Genomic DNA, 15,741 nt, shown 5'->3' with positions numbered 1-15,741 from the left:
GCCACCAGCGCGTCCACGCCCTCGGCCGCCGAACCGCGCCGACTGGTCAGCACGAGATGGGGAACGCCCCGACCGGCCAGCCAGCGCGCCACCTCGGCGCCCAGCGCCCCGGTTCCACCGGTCACCAGCACCGTGCCCGAGGGGGTCCACGGCTCGGCCGGGACGTCCTCGGCGGCCGCCCGGACCAGTCGGCGGGAGTAGACCCCGGCGGAGCGCACGGCGACCTGGTCCAGGCCCTGGTCGCCGGTGAGCACCGAGGCCAGCCGGGCCGCGACCCGGCCGTCCACGGCGGCGGGGACGTCGACCAGCCCGCCCCAGCGGTCCGGGTGCTCCAGCGCGGCGACCCGCCCGGCACCCCACACCTGGGCCTGGAGCGGATCGCGCAGCGGGTCGGAGCCGCCCACCGACACCGCGCCGCTGGTGACGGTCCAGAGCGGCGCGCCGATCGCGGCGTCGCCGAGCGCCTGGAGCAGGACCACCGAGGCGGTCAGCCCGTCCGGGCCGAGCGCGGTCAGCGACAGCACGCCCGCGTACTCGGCGGGCAGTTCCGCGAGCCGTCCGGCCAGCGCCGCCCGGCCCTCGGCCACCGGGTCGCAGCGGAACTCGACCAGCTCGGCCCCGGCGGCCCGCAGCGCCGCGGGCAGCCCGCCGGCCGCCCCGGCCGCTTCGCCCGCCCCGTCGGCCCCGGCAGCACCGTCGGCCCCGTCCGGCAGCACGACCAGCCACGTTCCGGTGAGCGCGCCCGCGCCGAGCCCGTCCGTGACCGGCTTCCAGGTGACGCGGTAGCGCCAGGAGTTGACGACGGCGTCGGCCCGGCGACGGCGGCGCCAGGAGGACAGCACGGGCAGCAGCGGCTCCAGCTCGCCCGCCGACTCGACGGCGAGGGTGCTCGCCAGCTCTCCCAGGTCCGCGCGCTCGACCGCGTCCCAGAACCGGGCGTCGAGGGCGTCCACGGCGCCGTTGGCGGGCGCGGGGACGGGGCCCGGCTCGGGCCAGTACCGCTCGCGCTGGAAGGCGTACGTCGGCAGGTCGACCCGCCGGCCGCCGCCCAGCACGGCCCGCCAGTCCAGCGCCACGCCGGCCGTCCACAGCGCGCCGACGGTCTCCGCGACCGCCTCCGCGCCGGTCCGGTCCCGACGCTGCATCGGAACGAACACCCCGTCGGTGACGGTCAGTTGGGCCATGCCGCAGAGCACGCCGTCCGGCCCCAGCTCGATGAACCTGCGGACGCCGTGCTCGCGCAGGCAGGCCACGCCGTCGGCGAACCGGACGGTCTCCCGGACATGGCGCACCCAGTAGTCCGGCGTGCCCAGGGTGTCGGCGTCCGCGAGGGCGCCGGTCAGGTTGGAGACGATCGCGATCCGCGGCGCCTCGAAGGTGATCGTCTCCAGCACCGCGCGGAAGTCCGCGAGCATCGGCTCCATCAGCGCCGAGTGGAAGGCGTGCGAGACCGCCAGCCGCGCGGTCCGGCGCCCCTCGGCCCGCCAGCGGGCGGCGAGTTCGTCGATCACGGCCGCGTCGCCGGAGACCACCAGGTCGGCGGGTCCGTTGACCGCGGCGACGTCGGCCCGGCCGGCCAGGACCTCGCGGACCTCCGCCTCCTCGGCCCGCACCGCGAGCATCGCGCCGCCGCTGGGCAGTGCCTGCATCAGCCGGGCCCGGGCCGCGACCAGCCGGCAGGCGTCCGCCAGCGAGAACACCCCGGCGCAGTGCGCCGCCGCGACCTCGCCGATCGAGTGGCCGAGCAGCAGGTTCGGCACCACGCCCCAGGATTCGAGCAGCCGGAAGGTGGCGACCTCGACCGCGAACAGAGCGGTCTGGGCGTAGCCGGTCAGGTTCAGGTCCACGCCGTCGGCCGCCACCTCGCGGACCGGCCGGTCCAGCGCCGGGTCCAGTTCGGCGCAGACCGCGTCGAAGGCGTCCGCGAACACCGGGAAGCGCGCGTACAGCTCCTCGGCCATACCGGCCCGCTGGGCCCCCTGGCCGGTGAACAGGAAGGCGGTGCCGCCGGGGACCGCGGTGGCGGCCGTCGTGCCGTCGAAGTCGGCCAGCCGGCCGAGGAGTTCCGTCCGGTCGTCGCCGACCAGCACCGCGCGGTGCTCCAGCGCGGCACGGGTGGTGGCGAGCGCGTGGCCGGTGTCGCGCGGGTCGGCGTCCGAGTCGGCGAGGAAGGTGCGCAGCCGCTGCGCCTGGGCCCGCAGGCCGTCCCGGGTGTGGGCGGAGAGCGGCAGCAGCGCGAGCGCGGGGGTCGGGGCCCGCTCGGCCTCGACGGCCGGGGGCTGCTCGATGATGACGTGGGCGTTGGTGCCGCTGATGCCGAAGGAGGAGACGGCGGCCCGGCGCGGCCGGTCCAGCTCGGGCCAGGACCGGGACTCGGTGAGCAGTTCCACCGCGCCGCGCGACCAGTCCACCTGCGGGCTGGGCTCGTCCACGTGCAGGGTGGCGGGCATGATCCCGTGGCGCAGTGCCTGCACCATCTTGATCACGCCGGCCGCGCCCGCGGCGGCCTGGGTGTGGCCGATGTTGGACTTGATCGATCCGAGCAGCAGCGGGCTGTCCTCCGGCCGTCCCTGGCCGTACGTGGCCAGCAGCGCCTGGACCTCGATCGGGTCGCCCAGCACCGTGCCGGTGCCGTGGCCCTCGACCAGGTCGACGTCCCGGGTGGACAGGCCCGCGTTGACCAGCGCCTGCCGGATCACCCGCTGCTGCGCGGGGCCGTTGGGCGCGGTGAGGCCGTTAGAGGCGCCGTCCTGGTTGACCGCGCTGCCCCGGATCACCGCGTGCACGCGGTGGCCCTCGCGCCGGGCGGTGGAGAGCCGCTCGACCAGCAGCAGGCCGACGCCCTCGCCCCAGCCCGTTCCGTCGGCGGCGCCCGCGTAGGAGCGGCAGCGTCCGGTCGAGGAGAGCCCGCCCTGGCGGTCGAACTCGCCGAAGGCCGCCGGGGAGACCATTACCGTGACGCCGCCGGCCAGGGCCTGCTCGCACTCGCCGCGCTGCACGGCCTGGACGGCCAGGTGCAGGGCGACCAGCGAGGAGGAGCAGGCGGTGTCGACGGTGACGGCGGGCCCTTCGAGGCCGAAGGTGTACGCGACCCGGCCGGAGATGACGCTGTTGGCGGTGCCGGACAGCAGGTGCCCCTCGGCGCCCGCCAGCCCGAGGCCGCCCGTGCCGTAGCCGGAGTTGGACGCTCCGGCGAACACGCCGATCTGCGCGCCCTGGACGGAGCGCGGGTCCAGCCCCGCCGATTCGAGGACCTCCCAGGCGGCCTCCAGCAGCAGCCGCTGCTGGGGGTCCATGGCCAGCGCCTCGCGCGGGGAGATGCCGAACAGCGCCGCGTCGAAGCCGGTCGCCCCGGCGACGAAGCCGCCCTGCCGGGCGTACGAGCCCTCGTCGTCGGCGAGGTCCCAGCCGCGGTCGGCGGGGAAGCCGGTGACGCCGTCCTCGCCCTCGGACACCAGCCGCCACAGGTCGTCGGGGGACTCCACCCCGCCGGGGTAGCGGCAGCTCATGCCGACGATCACGACCGGGTCGTCGTCGGCGGCGACGGCGGCCGCGGCACGGATGGGCGCCGCCGGCGCGTCCGGCTCGTCGAACAGCTCGCCGAGCAGGTACGCGGCCAGGGCGGTCGGCGTCGGGTGGTCGAAGACCAGGGTGGCGGGCAGCCGGAGGCCGGTCTCCGCGTTCAGCAGGTTGCGCAGTTCGACGGCGGTCAGCGAGTCGAAGCCGAGGTCGCGGAAGACCTGCTCGGGGTCGACCGCCTCGGCGGTGCGGTGGCCCAGCACGGCGGCCGCGCGCTCCCGGACCAGGTCCACCAGCACCTGGTGGCGCTGACCTGCGGGCCCGGCGGTGAGCCGCTGCCGCAGCGCGGTGCCCAGCTCGAAGTCGGAGCCCTCCCCCTCGACCGGCCGCGCCGCCTCGGGCAGGTCGGCCAGCAGCGGGCTGGGGCGGCCCAGGGTGAAGGCCGGGGCGAACAGCCCCCAGTCGACGTCGGCGACGGTCACGCAGCCCTCGCCGTGGTCCACGGCCCGCGCCAGGGCGCGGACGGCGAGGGCCGGGTCGAGCGCGTTCAGCCCGCGGCGGCGCAGGAAGTCGGCCGCCTCGCCCCGGGCGGCCATCCCGGCCTCGGCCCAGGGGCCCCAGGCGATCGAGGTGCCGGACAGGCCGCGGCTGCGGCGGTTGTCGACCAGCGCGTCCAGGTGGGCGTTGCCGGCCGCGTAGGCGGCCTGGCCGCCGCTGCCCCAGGTCGCCGCGATCGAGGAGAAGGTGACGAACAGGTCCAGACCGTCGGTGAGTTCGTCGAGGTGTGCGGCGCCGGCCGCCTTGCCGTCGACGACGGCGGCCAGGTCGGCGGGGCGCAGCTCCTCGATCGGGCCGTGCGCCGCGACCCCGGCGGCGTGCACCACTCCGGTCAGCGGGAGGTCGGCCGGGATCCGCGCGAGCACCGCGGCCAGCGCCTCCCGGTCCGCGACGTCGCAGGCCTCGACGGTCACCCGGGTGCCGGTGGCGGTCAGCTCGGCGACCAGGTCCTCGGCGCCCGGTGCGGCGGCGCCGCGCCGGGCGAGCAGCAGCAGGTGCGGCGCTCCGCGTTCGGCCAGCCAGCGGGCGACGGCCGCGCCCAGGGCGCCGGTGCCGCCGGTGACCAGCACCGTGCCCGAGGGGGTCCACGGCCGTTCGGCGGTCCGGGTCGGCTCCGGGCGGGTCAGCCGGCGTCCGTAGCCGGCGGAGCCGCGCACGGCGACCTGGTCCTCGCCCGTGGCGCCGGCCAGCACCGCGGCGAGCCGGGCGCCGGCCCGGGCGTCCAGGGTGGCCGGAAGGTCGATCAACCCGCCCCAGCGGTCCGGGAGTTCCAGGGCGGCGACGCGGCCGAGCCCCCACACCCGGGCCGCCGACGGGTCGCTCGGCGGGTCGAACCGGCCCACCGAGACGGCACCGGAGGTGAGCAGCCACAGCGGTGCGTCGATGCCCGCCTCGCCGAGGCCCTGGACGGTCGCCAGCGCCTCGGCGGCCGGGTCGGCGCCGGCCGGCAGCGCGACCACGCCGGCCAGGCCGGCCGGGTCGGCCGTCGGCCACGCCCCGGGGGCACAGCGCAGGACGGTGGCGCCGGCGGCCCGCAGGGCCTGCTCGACGGCCTCCGCCCGCCCGTCCTCGGGGTCGGCGGACAGCAGCCAGTCGCCGGTGAGCGGGGCGGTGTCGCCTAGGCCCGTCAGCGGCTTCCAGCTGACCAGGTAGCGCCACGAGTCGACGGTCGACTCCTGCCGCTGGGAGCGCCGCCAGGCGGCCAGCGCGGGGACCACCTCGTCCAGCAGGCCGGGGGCCTCCTCCAGCTTCAGGGTGGTGGCCAGCTCGGCGAGGTCCGCGCGCTCCACCGCCGCCCAGAACCGGACGTCCTGGTCCGAGGCCTCGCGCGGCGGGCCGACCGGCGCCGCCATGCTCTGCGGCCAGTAGCGCTCGCGCTGGAAGGCGTACGTCGGCAGCTCCACCCGGCGGCCCTCGGGCAGCACGGTGCGCCAGTCGACCTCGACCCCGGCCGTCCAGATCCGGGCCAGTGCGGTCAGCGCCGACTCGGCGTCGTCCCGATCGCGACGCAGCACCGGGGCGAACACGCCCTCGGCACCGGCCTGTTGGGCCATCCCGCAGAGCACGCCGTCCGGGCCGAGCTCGACGAAGCGGGTCACGCCCCGGGCGGCCAGGCAGGCGGCGCCGTCGGCGAACCGGACGGCCTCGCGCACGTGCCGCACCCAGTACTCCGGGGTGGTGAGCAGGTCGGGCGCGGCGACGGCTCCGGTCAGGTTGGAGACGATCGCGATCCGGGGGCGGGCGAAGGAGACCGTCTCCAGCACCGCGCGGAAGTCCGCGAGCATCGGCTCCATCAGGGCGGAGTGGAAGGCGTGCGAGACCGTCAGCCGGCTCGTCCTGCGGCCCTCGGCCGCCCAGCGGGCGGCCAGTTCGTCGATCACCTCCACGGTGCCGGAGACCACGACCGAGGACGGCCCGTTGACCGCCGCGACGTCGGCGCGTCCGGCGATCGCCTCGACGGCCTCGGCCTCGGTGGCCCGGACGGCGAGCATCGCGCCGCCGGACGGCAGCGCCTGCATCAACCGGCCGCGCGCGGCCACCACGGCGCAGGCGTCCGCGAGCGTGAGGACTCCCGCGCAGTGCGCCGCGGCGAGTTCGCCGACGGAGTGGCCGAGCAGGAAGTCGGGGGCCACGCCCCAGGATTCGAGCAGCCGGAAGCCCGCGACCTCGACGGCGAACAGGCCGGCCTGGGTCCACATCGTCAGGTCGAGGCCGCGGCCGGTGAAGACCGCGTCCTTGACCGATCCGTCGAGGTGGCGGTCCAGTTCGGCGCAGACGGCGTCGAAGGCCTCGGCGAAGGCGGGGAAGGCCTCGTACAGCCCGCGGCCCATCGCCGCGCGCTGCGAGCCCTGGCCGGTGAACAGGAAGGCGCAGCGGCCCTCGCCCACCACGCCGGTCACCGCCGCGGCCGGGTCGCCCCCGGCGAGCGCGTCCAGGCCCGGGAGCAGGTCGCCGAGCACCACCGCGCGGTGGTCCAGGCCCGCGCGGGTGGTGGCGAGCGACCAGGCGAGGTCGACGGGGTCGGGCGCCTCGGTCTCGGCGAGGTGGGCGCGCAGTCGGCTTGCCTGGGCGCGCAGCCCGGCCGCACCCTTGCCGGAGAGCGGCCACAGCGACGGCCGGCCGGCGGCGGGCGCGGGCGCCGAAGGGCCCGACGGGGCCGGGTCAGCCGGGGAGACCTGGGCGGCCGGCTCGGTGCCGGCGTCCGGCCCGGCCTCACCCTCGCCCTCGCCCTGGGGCTCGGCGGGCGCGGGCGCCGCCTCGATGATCACGTGCGCGTTGGTGCCACTGATGCCGAACGAGGAGACGCCGGCCCGGCGGGGGTGGTCGGTCTCCGGCCACGGCCGGGCCTCGGTGAGCAGCTCGACGCCGCCCTCGCTCCAGTCCACGTGCGGGGTGGGCGCGTCCACGTGCAGGGTGGCCGGCAACAGGCCGTGGTGGATCGCCTGCACCATCTTGATCACACCGGCCACGCCGGCCGCGGCCTGGGTGTGCCCGATGTTGGACTTGACCGAGCCCAGCCACAGCGGGCCGCCCTCGGCACGCTCCCGCCCGTACGTGGCGAGCAGGGCCTGGGCCTCGATCGGGTCACCGAGCCGGGTGCCGGTGCCGTGCGCCTCGACCGCGTCCACGTCGGCCGGGGAGAGCCCCGCGCCGGCCAACGCCTGACGGATCACCCGCTGCTGGGACGGGCCGTTGGGGGCCGTGAGGCCGTTGGAGGCGCCGTCCTGGTTGACGGCGCTGCCGCGCACCACGGCGAGCACCGGGTGCCCCAACCGCTGGGCGTCGGAGAGCCGTTCGACCATCAGCAGGCCGACGCCCTCGCCCCAGCCGGTGCCGTCGGCGCCCTCGGCGAAGGCCTTGCACCGCCCGTTGCCGGCCAGGCCGTCGAGGCGGCTGAACTCCGCGAAGACGCTCGGCGAGGACATCACCGTGACACCGCCGGCCAGCGCCAGCTCGCAGTCGCCCGCGCGCAGCGCGTGGACGGCCAGGTGCAGGGCGACCAGGGAGGAGGAGCAGGCCGTGTCGACGGTGACGGCCGGGCCCTCCAGGCCCAGCGCGTACGCGACCCGGCCGGACACCACGCTGGCCGCGTTGCCGATGGCCAGGTGGGTGGCGGCGCCCTCGGGCAGGGAGTGGGCGCCCTCGGCGTAGCCGGAGGCGGAGGCGCCGACGAAGACGCCGACCCGGTTGCCGGAGAGCGAGCGCGGGTCGATCCCGGCCCGCTCCACGACCTCCCAGGCGGATTCCAGCAGCAGTCGCTGCTGCGGGTCCATGGCCAGGGCCTCGCGCGGGGAGATGCCGAACAGCGCGGCGTCGAACTCGGCGACCCCGTCGACGAATCCGCCCTCGTCGGCGTAGCCGGACCCGGCCGGCCAGCCGCGGTCCTCGGGGAAACCGGTGATGGCGTCACCACCGCGGGTCACCAGCCGCCACAGGTCGGCCGGCGAGCTCACGCCGCCCGGGTAACGGCAGGCCATCGCGACGATCGCGATGGGCTCGCGCTCGCGCATCTCCGCCACCTGGAGCTGACGACGTGTGCGCCGGAGATCGGCCGTCACCCGCTTCAGGTATTCGAGATACTTTTGCTCTTCCCCCACGCAGATCAACCCCTACTCCCGGCCGGCGGTGGACCGCAGCCGGTACCGATTACCCGTGAGACCGCAGCGTTTCGCATCCTAGGGAGAGAATCCCCGCGCGATACCCCTAGCCGACCCCAGAAAAAAGGACATCAGATGGCACGGGCCGTTCCGGGCCGTTCGCCGTCGGAGCGGGAACCGCATTCGCGCGGTTCCCGCTCCGTTATTCGGTCCGGAAATCCGCGCCGCCGTGGCGGCGCGGCTCCCGTCCCGTCGTTCAGCCGGTCCGCAGCGAGGTCTGCCCCGGCGCCGCGGCGTTCACCAGGGCGGCCAGGTTGCCGACGCCCTGCTGGTTCGCGTAGAGCATCTGGTGGGCCTCGCCGATCTGGTCGAAGGTGCCGCACCAGGTGATGCACGGGTCGAGCCGGCCGTCCGCCATCAGCCCGATGACCGCGCGGTTCTCCCGGGTGTTCGAGGCGTGCGAGCCCTGGAGGCGCTTGCTGCGCATCCACAGGTAGCGCAGGTCGAGATCGCCGTTGTAGCCGCTGGTGCCGCCGCAGAGCACGACCATGCCGCCGTTCTCGCAGACGAACAGCGAGGTCGGCAGGGTGTCCTCGCCGGGGTGCTCGACGACGATCTTCGGGTTGCGGCGCTCCCCGAGGATCTCCCAGATCTTCGCGCCGAACCGGCGGGCCTCCGCCGTCCAGGCCCGGCCGGCCGCCTCGTCGTCGAGGTCCGGCAGCCGACCCCAGTGGGTGAACTCCCGGCGGTCGATCACGCCCGCGGCGCCGAGGTCCAGGCAGAACTGGACCCGGTCCGGGTTGGAGACCACGGCGATCGGGATGCCGCCGAGCAGCTTCACGATCTGGATGGCCGCCGAGCCGACGCCGCCGGAGCCGCCCCAGATCAGCACCGGGTCGCCCGGGCGGACGTCGTGCGGGGCCCAGCCGGTCAGCTGCCGGTAGGCGGTGGCGCCGGTGACCAGGTAGCCGCCGGCGTCCTCCCAGGACAGGTTGGCCGGCTTGCGGTGGAGCTGGTGCTCGCGCACCACGGTGTACTGGGCGAAGGAACCGTAGTTCGTCTCGTAGCCCCAGGCCCGCAGCGACTTCGAGGCGATCGGGTCGACGCCCGTGCGGACGTCCTCCGCCGTCTCGTCCCAGGTCGCGCCGGAAAGGATGACCTCGTCGCCGACCTTGAACTGCTTGACGCCCTCGCCGACGGCCCAGACGACTCCGGAACCGTCGCTGCCGCCGATGTGGAAATCCTCCTTCTCGCCGAGCAACCGCTGTCTCATCGCGATGACGTCGATGGGTTCGCCGAGCGACGCCCAGACGTTGTTGTAGTTGATTCCGGCGGCCATGACGTACACCAGCACTTCGCCGTAACCGGGCTCCGGCACGTCGACGACCTCGGTCTGCATCGCCTTGAGGGGCTCGCCGAAGCGGTCCTGCCGGATGACGGTCGCGTACATCTGCTCGGGCACGAGGCCGAGCGGCGGAATCTCACCGAGTTCGTAGAGCGACTTGGACACGAACGACTCCTCTGGGCAGTTTTCCGGGATTTCCGAGGACCGGCTCGCAGAGCAGCTCTAGAACCGGTTCGAAACCGGCTGCCCTTCAACACGGTCGATTCGCGTGGATGAATGACGCGGCGGAACTTCGCGTGGACGGATGACGCGGAGGAACGGCGGAGTTGTCAGCCGAGCCTGGTGCGGATCCGGTCGACGACGGTGTTGGCGTGGGCGTTGAGGTAGAAGTGGCCGCCGCGGAAGACTTCGAGCTCGAACGGGCCCGAGGTGTGCTCGGCCCACTTCCGGGCCTCGTCCACGGTGACCTTCGGGTCGTCGTCGCCGACCAGGGCGAGGACCGGCGCGGTGATCCCGGCACCGGGGGTGGGGCGGTAGGTCTCGGCGGCCCGGTAGTCGCTGCGCAGCACCGGGAGGACCATCCGCACCATCTCCTCGTCGTCGAGGAGGTTGTTGTCGGTCCCGTCCAGCCGCTTGATCTCGGCGAGCAGGCCCTGGTCGTCGAGCTGGTGGAACCGCTCGTCGCGGTGGGCGCCGGGGGCGCGCCGCCCGGAGGCCCACACCGTGTGCGGCACGATGCCGAGGTCCTCCAGCCGCAGCGCCAGCTCGAACGCCACGGAGGCGCCCATGCTGTGGCCGAACAGCGACAGCGGGCGGTCGGCCCACGGCTTGACGACGTCGACCAGCAGGTCGGCCAGTTCCTGCACGGATTCCACGCAGGGCTCCTGGCGCCGGTCCTGACGGCCGGGGTACTGCACCGCGAGGACGTCGACCTGCGGCGACAGCGCGCGGGACACCGGGAAGAAGTAGCTCGCGGACCCGCCCGCGTACGGCAGGCAGAGCAGCCGGTGCCGGGCCTCGGGCGCGGGGTGGTAGCGGCGCACCCACAGATCGTCGATAGCTGCCATGGTGACTGGAATCCCTCCGGCGGTCGGCGTGGTGGGACCACGACACCGGTGAGGCGCCGCCCGCGGACCTGCGGGACCGCGCGTCTCACCTTGATCCGCGGGCGGGAGCGCACGAGGGTTCGTGGCCGGCTCCGGTCGCCCGCTGTCCTGTCGGGACCTCAACGGCTCCTACCGTGACCGGCCCGGCCCGACCCGACAACCCCTAGCCGCACGGCGCGGGCGCACGCGCGCGGGGTCCTGCGGCTGCCCTGGTAGGGGATGCCCGCCGGCGCCCCGGCACCTTCCCGACCTTCCCGGGCCGCTGGAGCGCGGCGGCCGCGCGGGCGATCGGGTCACGCCAGGGCACGCCCTATGTCGGCGGCGCCGTCGGGGCAAGGGCGCCTCGTCGGACCGGGGGGGAGGTTAGGGGGCGGTGCCCGGCCAACTTTAGGGGTGCCGGCCGGCGGAACCGATCGAACCGGACGCGCTGATTCCACCGGTGGAACCGCCACCGGCGCCCGGCCGGCGAATCCCCCGGGCCGGCGGCGGGACCTGCGGGTCTGGCAGGCAGAACGTGTGCGGAACGAACGCCTCCGATCCGTTCCGGCACCACCGAAATGCCCCCGGGCCCTCCGTCCCATCGGATATGCGCACCGATCCGGAATGCGCCGTCACGTTTCGGCCATCACGGAGAAGTGGAACGGCTGATTCAGTTTCACCGCACCGGTGACTTAGCGCCCCGGGCCGGAGACCCGCAGCCGGCGCAGGGCGTGATGGACCAGCAGGTGCCCCCAGACCTCCTGCTCGACCCCCTCGGGCGAGCGCGAGCGCAGCACCCGCACGGCCGCCAGCTGATCGGCCGCCAGGTCCCGCAGGGCCCTCGCCCCCGACCTCCACGCGCCGTGCAGCGCGGCCAGCTCCGCGGCGGGGGCCCGCCCCGGGTCGAGGATCGTGGTGAGCAGCCGGCCCGGCTCCCCCGCCGAGGGGTCCTCGACCACTCGCACCACCGGCGCCGCGGACCCCGTCGACCGGCCCGACCCGCCACCGCCGCGACCGCCCCCGTCGGCGGCGAACCCGGACAGGAACGAGCCGTCGCCCAGCAGCTGACGCACCGGCAGCACCGCGTCCGGGCCGACCCGCCACAGCAGGTCCGCCCCACCGGCGGAGGCGTCCCGCCACACCGTCGGACCCTCGAACCCGCCCTGGTCGGCGAGCAGCAGGTCCCCGCCGCCGAGGCGGTCGAAGAGGCCCCGGGCCAGGTTCGGCACGGCGGCCGCCGACGGGCCGGTGGCCGCCGCGGCGACCGCGCCGGTGCCGCACTCGACCAGGGCCGCCAGCCGCACCCGCGGGTACCCGCCCCCGGGCTCCGGCGGTCCGAAGTACGCCACGTTCTCGGCACTGTCCGGCACCTCGATCGCCGCACCCTCGACGGCGACCAGGCGCCGCCCCCGGTACCGGACGCCCCCGACCTGCCCGGCCTGCCCGACCTGCCCGGCCTGCCCGGCCTCCTCGACCGCCGCCGACCGGACGACCTCGGCGAACAGCTCCCTGAACGGCTCCGCCCCCAGCTTCACCCGGGCCCGCGAGATCGCCGCCGTACTGGGCACCTGCCCCGGCGCTGTGCAGCGCCCCGCCCAGGCCAGTCCCCGGACGAGCTTGCGGGCGACCTCCTGGTAGCCGTGGCCCGGGAACAGACACATCGCCAGGACCAGGTAGACCGTCACCTTCGGCGTCAGCAGGCGGTTCCGTTGCCCCTCCCGCCCGCACCGGGCCACCACCCGCTCCACCAGCTCCGGCGGGAACGACCCGGTCAGCAGCCCGACCGCGATGCGGTCGGGCAGTCCCCCGCCCGGTTCCGGGCCGAACTGCCCTGGTCGCGACATCCGACACCTCCTGAAACCACGCTACACGCACGATGCTTAAGTCACTGGTGTGGTGCTGAACGGAGTCCCTAGCGTTCGCCGTTGAAGTTCGCCTAGGGTGAAAGTAGATGCAAACCCGGGCTCTCGGTCCCGCCGGCGTTCCCCTCGCGCTGTGTACACCGTGCATCTGAGTGATCACGCAACGTCATGGAGGCTCAAGGCAAAACGGGGGAGTCAGCCTTTCCGTTGCGGTGGATGCAAGGCTTTTACACAACAACTCGGAGGCATTCTTGCTGATTCGAGCCGAACAGCATGAAGCGTTGGAGTATTTACTGGACCTGTTCGAGGGACTGTCCTGCGGGAACGGTCGGGTGGTCCTCGTCAGCGGAACCCTGGGAAGTGGTAAGACCCAACTTCTGCACGATTTCTCGGCGCTGGCGGCAAAAGAAGGAGCACTGGTCCTCCAGGCGACCGGTTCGCGGGCGGAACGGGATCTCCCCATGGGGGTCATCGAGCAGTTGCTGCGCTGCGCCGAACTGCCGAACGAACTCGCCGCGGAAATATCCGCCCTGGTCGCGGAGGCGTTCGGCGACCACCTGGGCCCCGACCATCGGTTCGAACGGCCGCAGGCCGTCGAGAACGAGACCATCCGTCGGCTCTGCAACGTCCTCCTGGGCGCCTGCGAGGGCCGGTCCGTGGTGGTCGGCATCGACGACGTGCACTTCGCGGACACCGCCTCGCTCCAGGCGCTGCTCTACCTCCAGCGCCGCATGCGCCCCCAGCGCATGCTCATGGTGCTCAACGAGTGGGACCGGCCGCAGCCCACGCTGCCGCTGTTCCGCGCCGAGGTGACCCGCGCGCCGCACAGCAGGGTCCAGCTCAAGCCGATGTCCGAGGACACCGTCCGTACCATCCTGGAGCGGACCCCGGACCACGCGATCGCGCCGCGACTCGCCCCGGCCGTCCACCGGCTGAGCGGGGGCAACCCGATCCTGGTCCACGCCCTGATCGAGGACAACCACCTCGACGCCACCCACGACCGGGCCCGGCCCGACGACCTGCCGCGCGTCGGCCGGTCCTTCGAAATGGCCGTCCTGGCCTGCCTCTACCGCTGGGAACCGCAGATCCTCGCGGTCGCCAGCGGCATGGCCGTCCTGCGCGAGCACGCCTCCCCGGCGCTGCTCGGCCGGCTGCTCGACCTCGACCAGCGGTGCGTCGGGCACGCGTTGGAGATCCTCACCAACGCCGGCCTGACCGCCGGCGACGAGTTCCGTCACCCGAACGTCGCGGCCGCCGTCCTCGCCTCGCTCTCGCGCACCGAGCAGACCACGCTGTACACCCGGGCGACGAAGCTCCGGCGCGACCTGGGCATGGCCACCACGGTCATCGCCGCCCAGATCGTCGCCGCGGGCGAGGCCGACGGCGACTGGACCGTACCGATCCTCACCGACGCCGCGGAGCAGGAGCTGGCCGAGGGGAAGACCTCGACCGCACACCTCTACCTCAACCTGGCGCTGGCCGCGGCCAACGACGACCAGCACCTGGCCACCCTGCGCACATACGTCCACTCCACCTGGCAGACCAACCCCAGCGCGGTCGCCCCGCACACCAGCGCGCTGCGCGAGGCCCTGGTGGAGGGCAAGCTCACCGGCAAGGACGTCGTCGCACTGATCCGGGCGCTGCTGTGGCGGGGAGACCTCACCACCGTGTCCACCGTCCTCGCGGAGGCGAAGCGCACGCACCTCACCCTCGGGCACGAGGACGGCGTCGAACTCCTGCACGTCTTCCACTGGTTCTTCGGCCCGTCCTTCACCCGGTCCTGGAACCTCGACGAGCTCTGCGGCACCGGGGGCGGGGGCACCTGCCTGCCCGCGGCCGCGGAGGCGATCGGGGTCTTCTCCCGGGTCTGGGCCCGGGGCGGCGACGCGGAGAGCGCCTCGCTCGCCGAACGCGTCCTGTCCTCCTGCCGGGTGGACGGGATGCCGCTGGAAGCGATCACCACGGCGATCCTCGCCCTCGCCGACGGGGACCAGCCCGGCCGGGCCCTGCTCTGGTGCGACGAGCTGATCGGCCACGCCACCCGTCGGGGTGCGACCACCTGGCTGGCCCAGCTCAAGGCGGCCCGGGCCGACGTGTGCCTGCGCGACGGGGATCCCGAGGCCGCCGCCGAACTCGCCTCGGACGCCCTGTCGTTGGCGGGCGAGGAGAACTGGGGGGTGTCGATCGGCTATCCGCTGTCGGTGCTCATCCAGGCCCACCTCGCACTGGGCCGGACGGACGACGCCGCCAAGGAGGCCGGCCGGGAGGTCCCGAGCGCCATGTTCGAGACCGTGATGGGCATCCGCTACCTGCACGCCCGCGGCCGGCTCGCCCTGGCGGCCGGTCGGACCACGGAGGCGCTCGACGACCTCCGGACCTGCGCCCGTCGGCTCAGGGTCTGGCAACTGGACATCCCCGCCCTGATCCCGCTGACCGCCAGCCTGGTCGAGGCCACCTTCCAGGCCGGTGACCCGGTCACCGCCCGGGACCTGGCGGCCAGCCAGCTGCAGGAACCGTCCCTGGACGACCGCACCCGCGGCGCCCTGCTCCGGATCCTGGCCGACCACGACGGGGGCCGGGAGAAGCCCGCCCTGCTGCAGGAGGCCGTCGACCGCCTGCGGACGCCCGGCGACCGGCTCGAACCGGCCCGGACGGAGGCGGGGACCCAGCGGATCCGGGCCGGATTCGCCCCGGCCGTGGAACACGGGCGGTCCGTCGGCGACGGGTTCGGGCCCGACGAGGAACCGCGCGCGGACCCGCACACCGACGCCGGGCTCGGGGACTGCGGCGACCGCCGCCCCGCCGAGGACGGCCCGCGCGAGGACGACGAGCCGGCGCTCCCGCTGGGACCGCCCCCGGCGACCACCCCGGGCGGGGCGGTGGGCTCGCTGCTCACCGGCCTCAGCCGGGCCGAGCTCCGGGTGGCGAAACTGGCGGCCGAGGGCGACAGCAACCGGGAGATCAGCGACAAGCTCTGGATCACCGTCAGCACGGTGGAACAGCACCTGACGCGCATCTACCGCAAGCTGAGCCTGAGCGGCCGGGCCGGCCTGGCGAGCCTGCTCCGCTCGGAGCTGCTCCCGGGCGAGGTCGCCGTCTTCCGCGACGCACCCGGCGGCCCCGCCGACCGGGTCGGACCCGAAGTCGGCTTCCACGCCGTGGAGATGGCGTGCCGCGCCGCCTCCTCGGCGGATGCGCTGAAGGCCGTCGGCAACGCGGCCGGCCTGGGCGCCGACGGAGTCGCCGTCGGCTGACACCGGCCAGGGCGGTGCCAC

General features: G+C 74.9%; 5 protein-coding genes. 1 reads left to right on the top strand and 4 read right to left on the bottom strand.

Features of this window, described 5'->3' with window-relative positions; all coding sequences use genetic code 11:
- From ACWGKU_RS36600 to ACWGKU_RS36585, 4 genes are all read right to left on the bottom strand, one after another.
- Nucleotides 1–8,030 (bottom strand): type I polyketide synthase (locus ACWGKU_RS36600; RefSeq protein ID WP_452191730.1); only part of this gene is annotated, 8,030 nt, incomplete at its 3' end.
- A 400-nt stretch (nt 8,031–8,430) separates the two neighbouring features.
- Complete coding sequence (gene ccrA / locus ACWGKU_RS36595) at nt 8,431–9,684, bottom strand: crotonyl-CoA carboxylase/reductase (protein WP_359898534.1); 1,254 nt, start codon at nt 9,682–9,684, stop codon at nt 8,431–8,433.
- Between the two features lie 164 nt (nt 9,685–9,848).
- Nucleotides 9,849–10,586: a thioesterase II family protein gene (locus ACWGKU_RS36590; RefSeq protein ID WP_452180406.1), complete on the bottom strand. Its 738-nt coding sequence runs from the start codon at nt 10,584–10,586 to the stop codon at nt 9,849–9,851.
- 710 nt (nt 10,587–11,296) lie between these two features.
- The gene (locus ACWGKU_RS36585; protein ID WP_452180405.1) at nt 11,297–12,448 is read right to left on the bottom strand and encodes a transposase domain-containing protein; all 1,152 of its coding nucleotides are present in this window, start codon (nt 12,446–12,448) and stop codon (nt 11,297–11,299) included.
- 170 nt (nt 12,449–12,618) lie between these two features.
- Between ACWGKU_RS36585 and ACWGKU_RS36580 the strand changes: the two genes are divergently transcribed.
- Complete coding sequence (locus ACWGKU_RS36580; protein WP_452180404.1) at nt 12,619–15,720, top strand: AAA family ATPase; 3,102 nt, start codon at nt 12,619–12,621, stop codon at nt 15,718–15,720.
- Nucleotides 15,721–15,741 lie beyond the last annotated feature (21 nt).

The organism is Kitasatospora sp. NPDC054768, from assembly GCF_053612025.1.
Note: the sequence above shows the minus strand (reverse complement) of the source record. Positions and strands in the feature narration are given on the sequence as shown.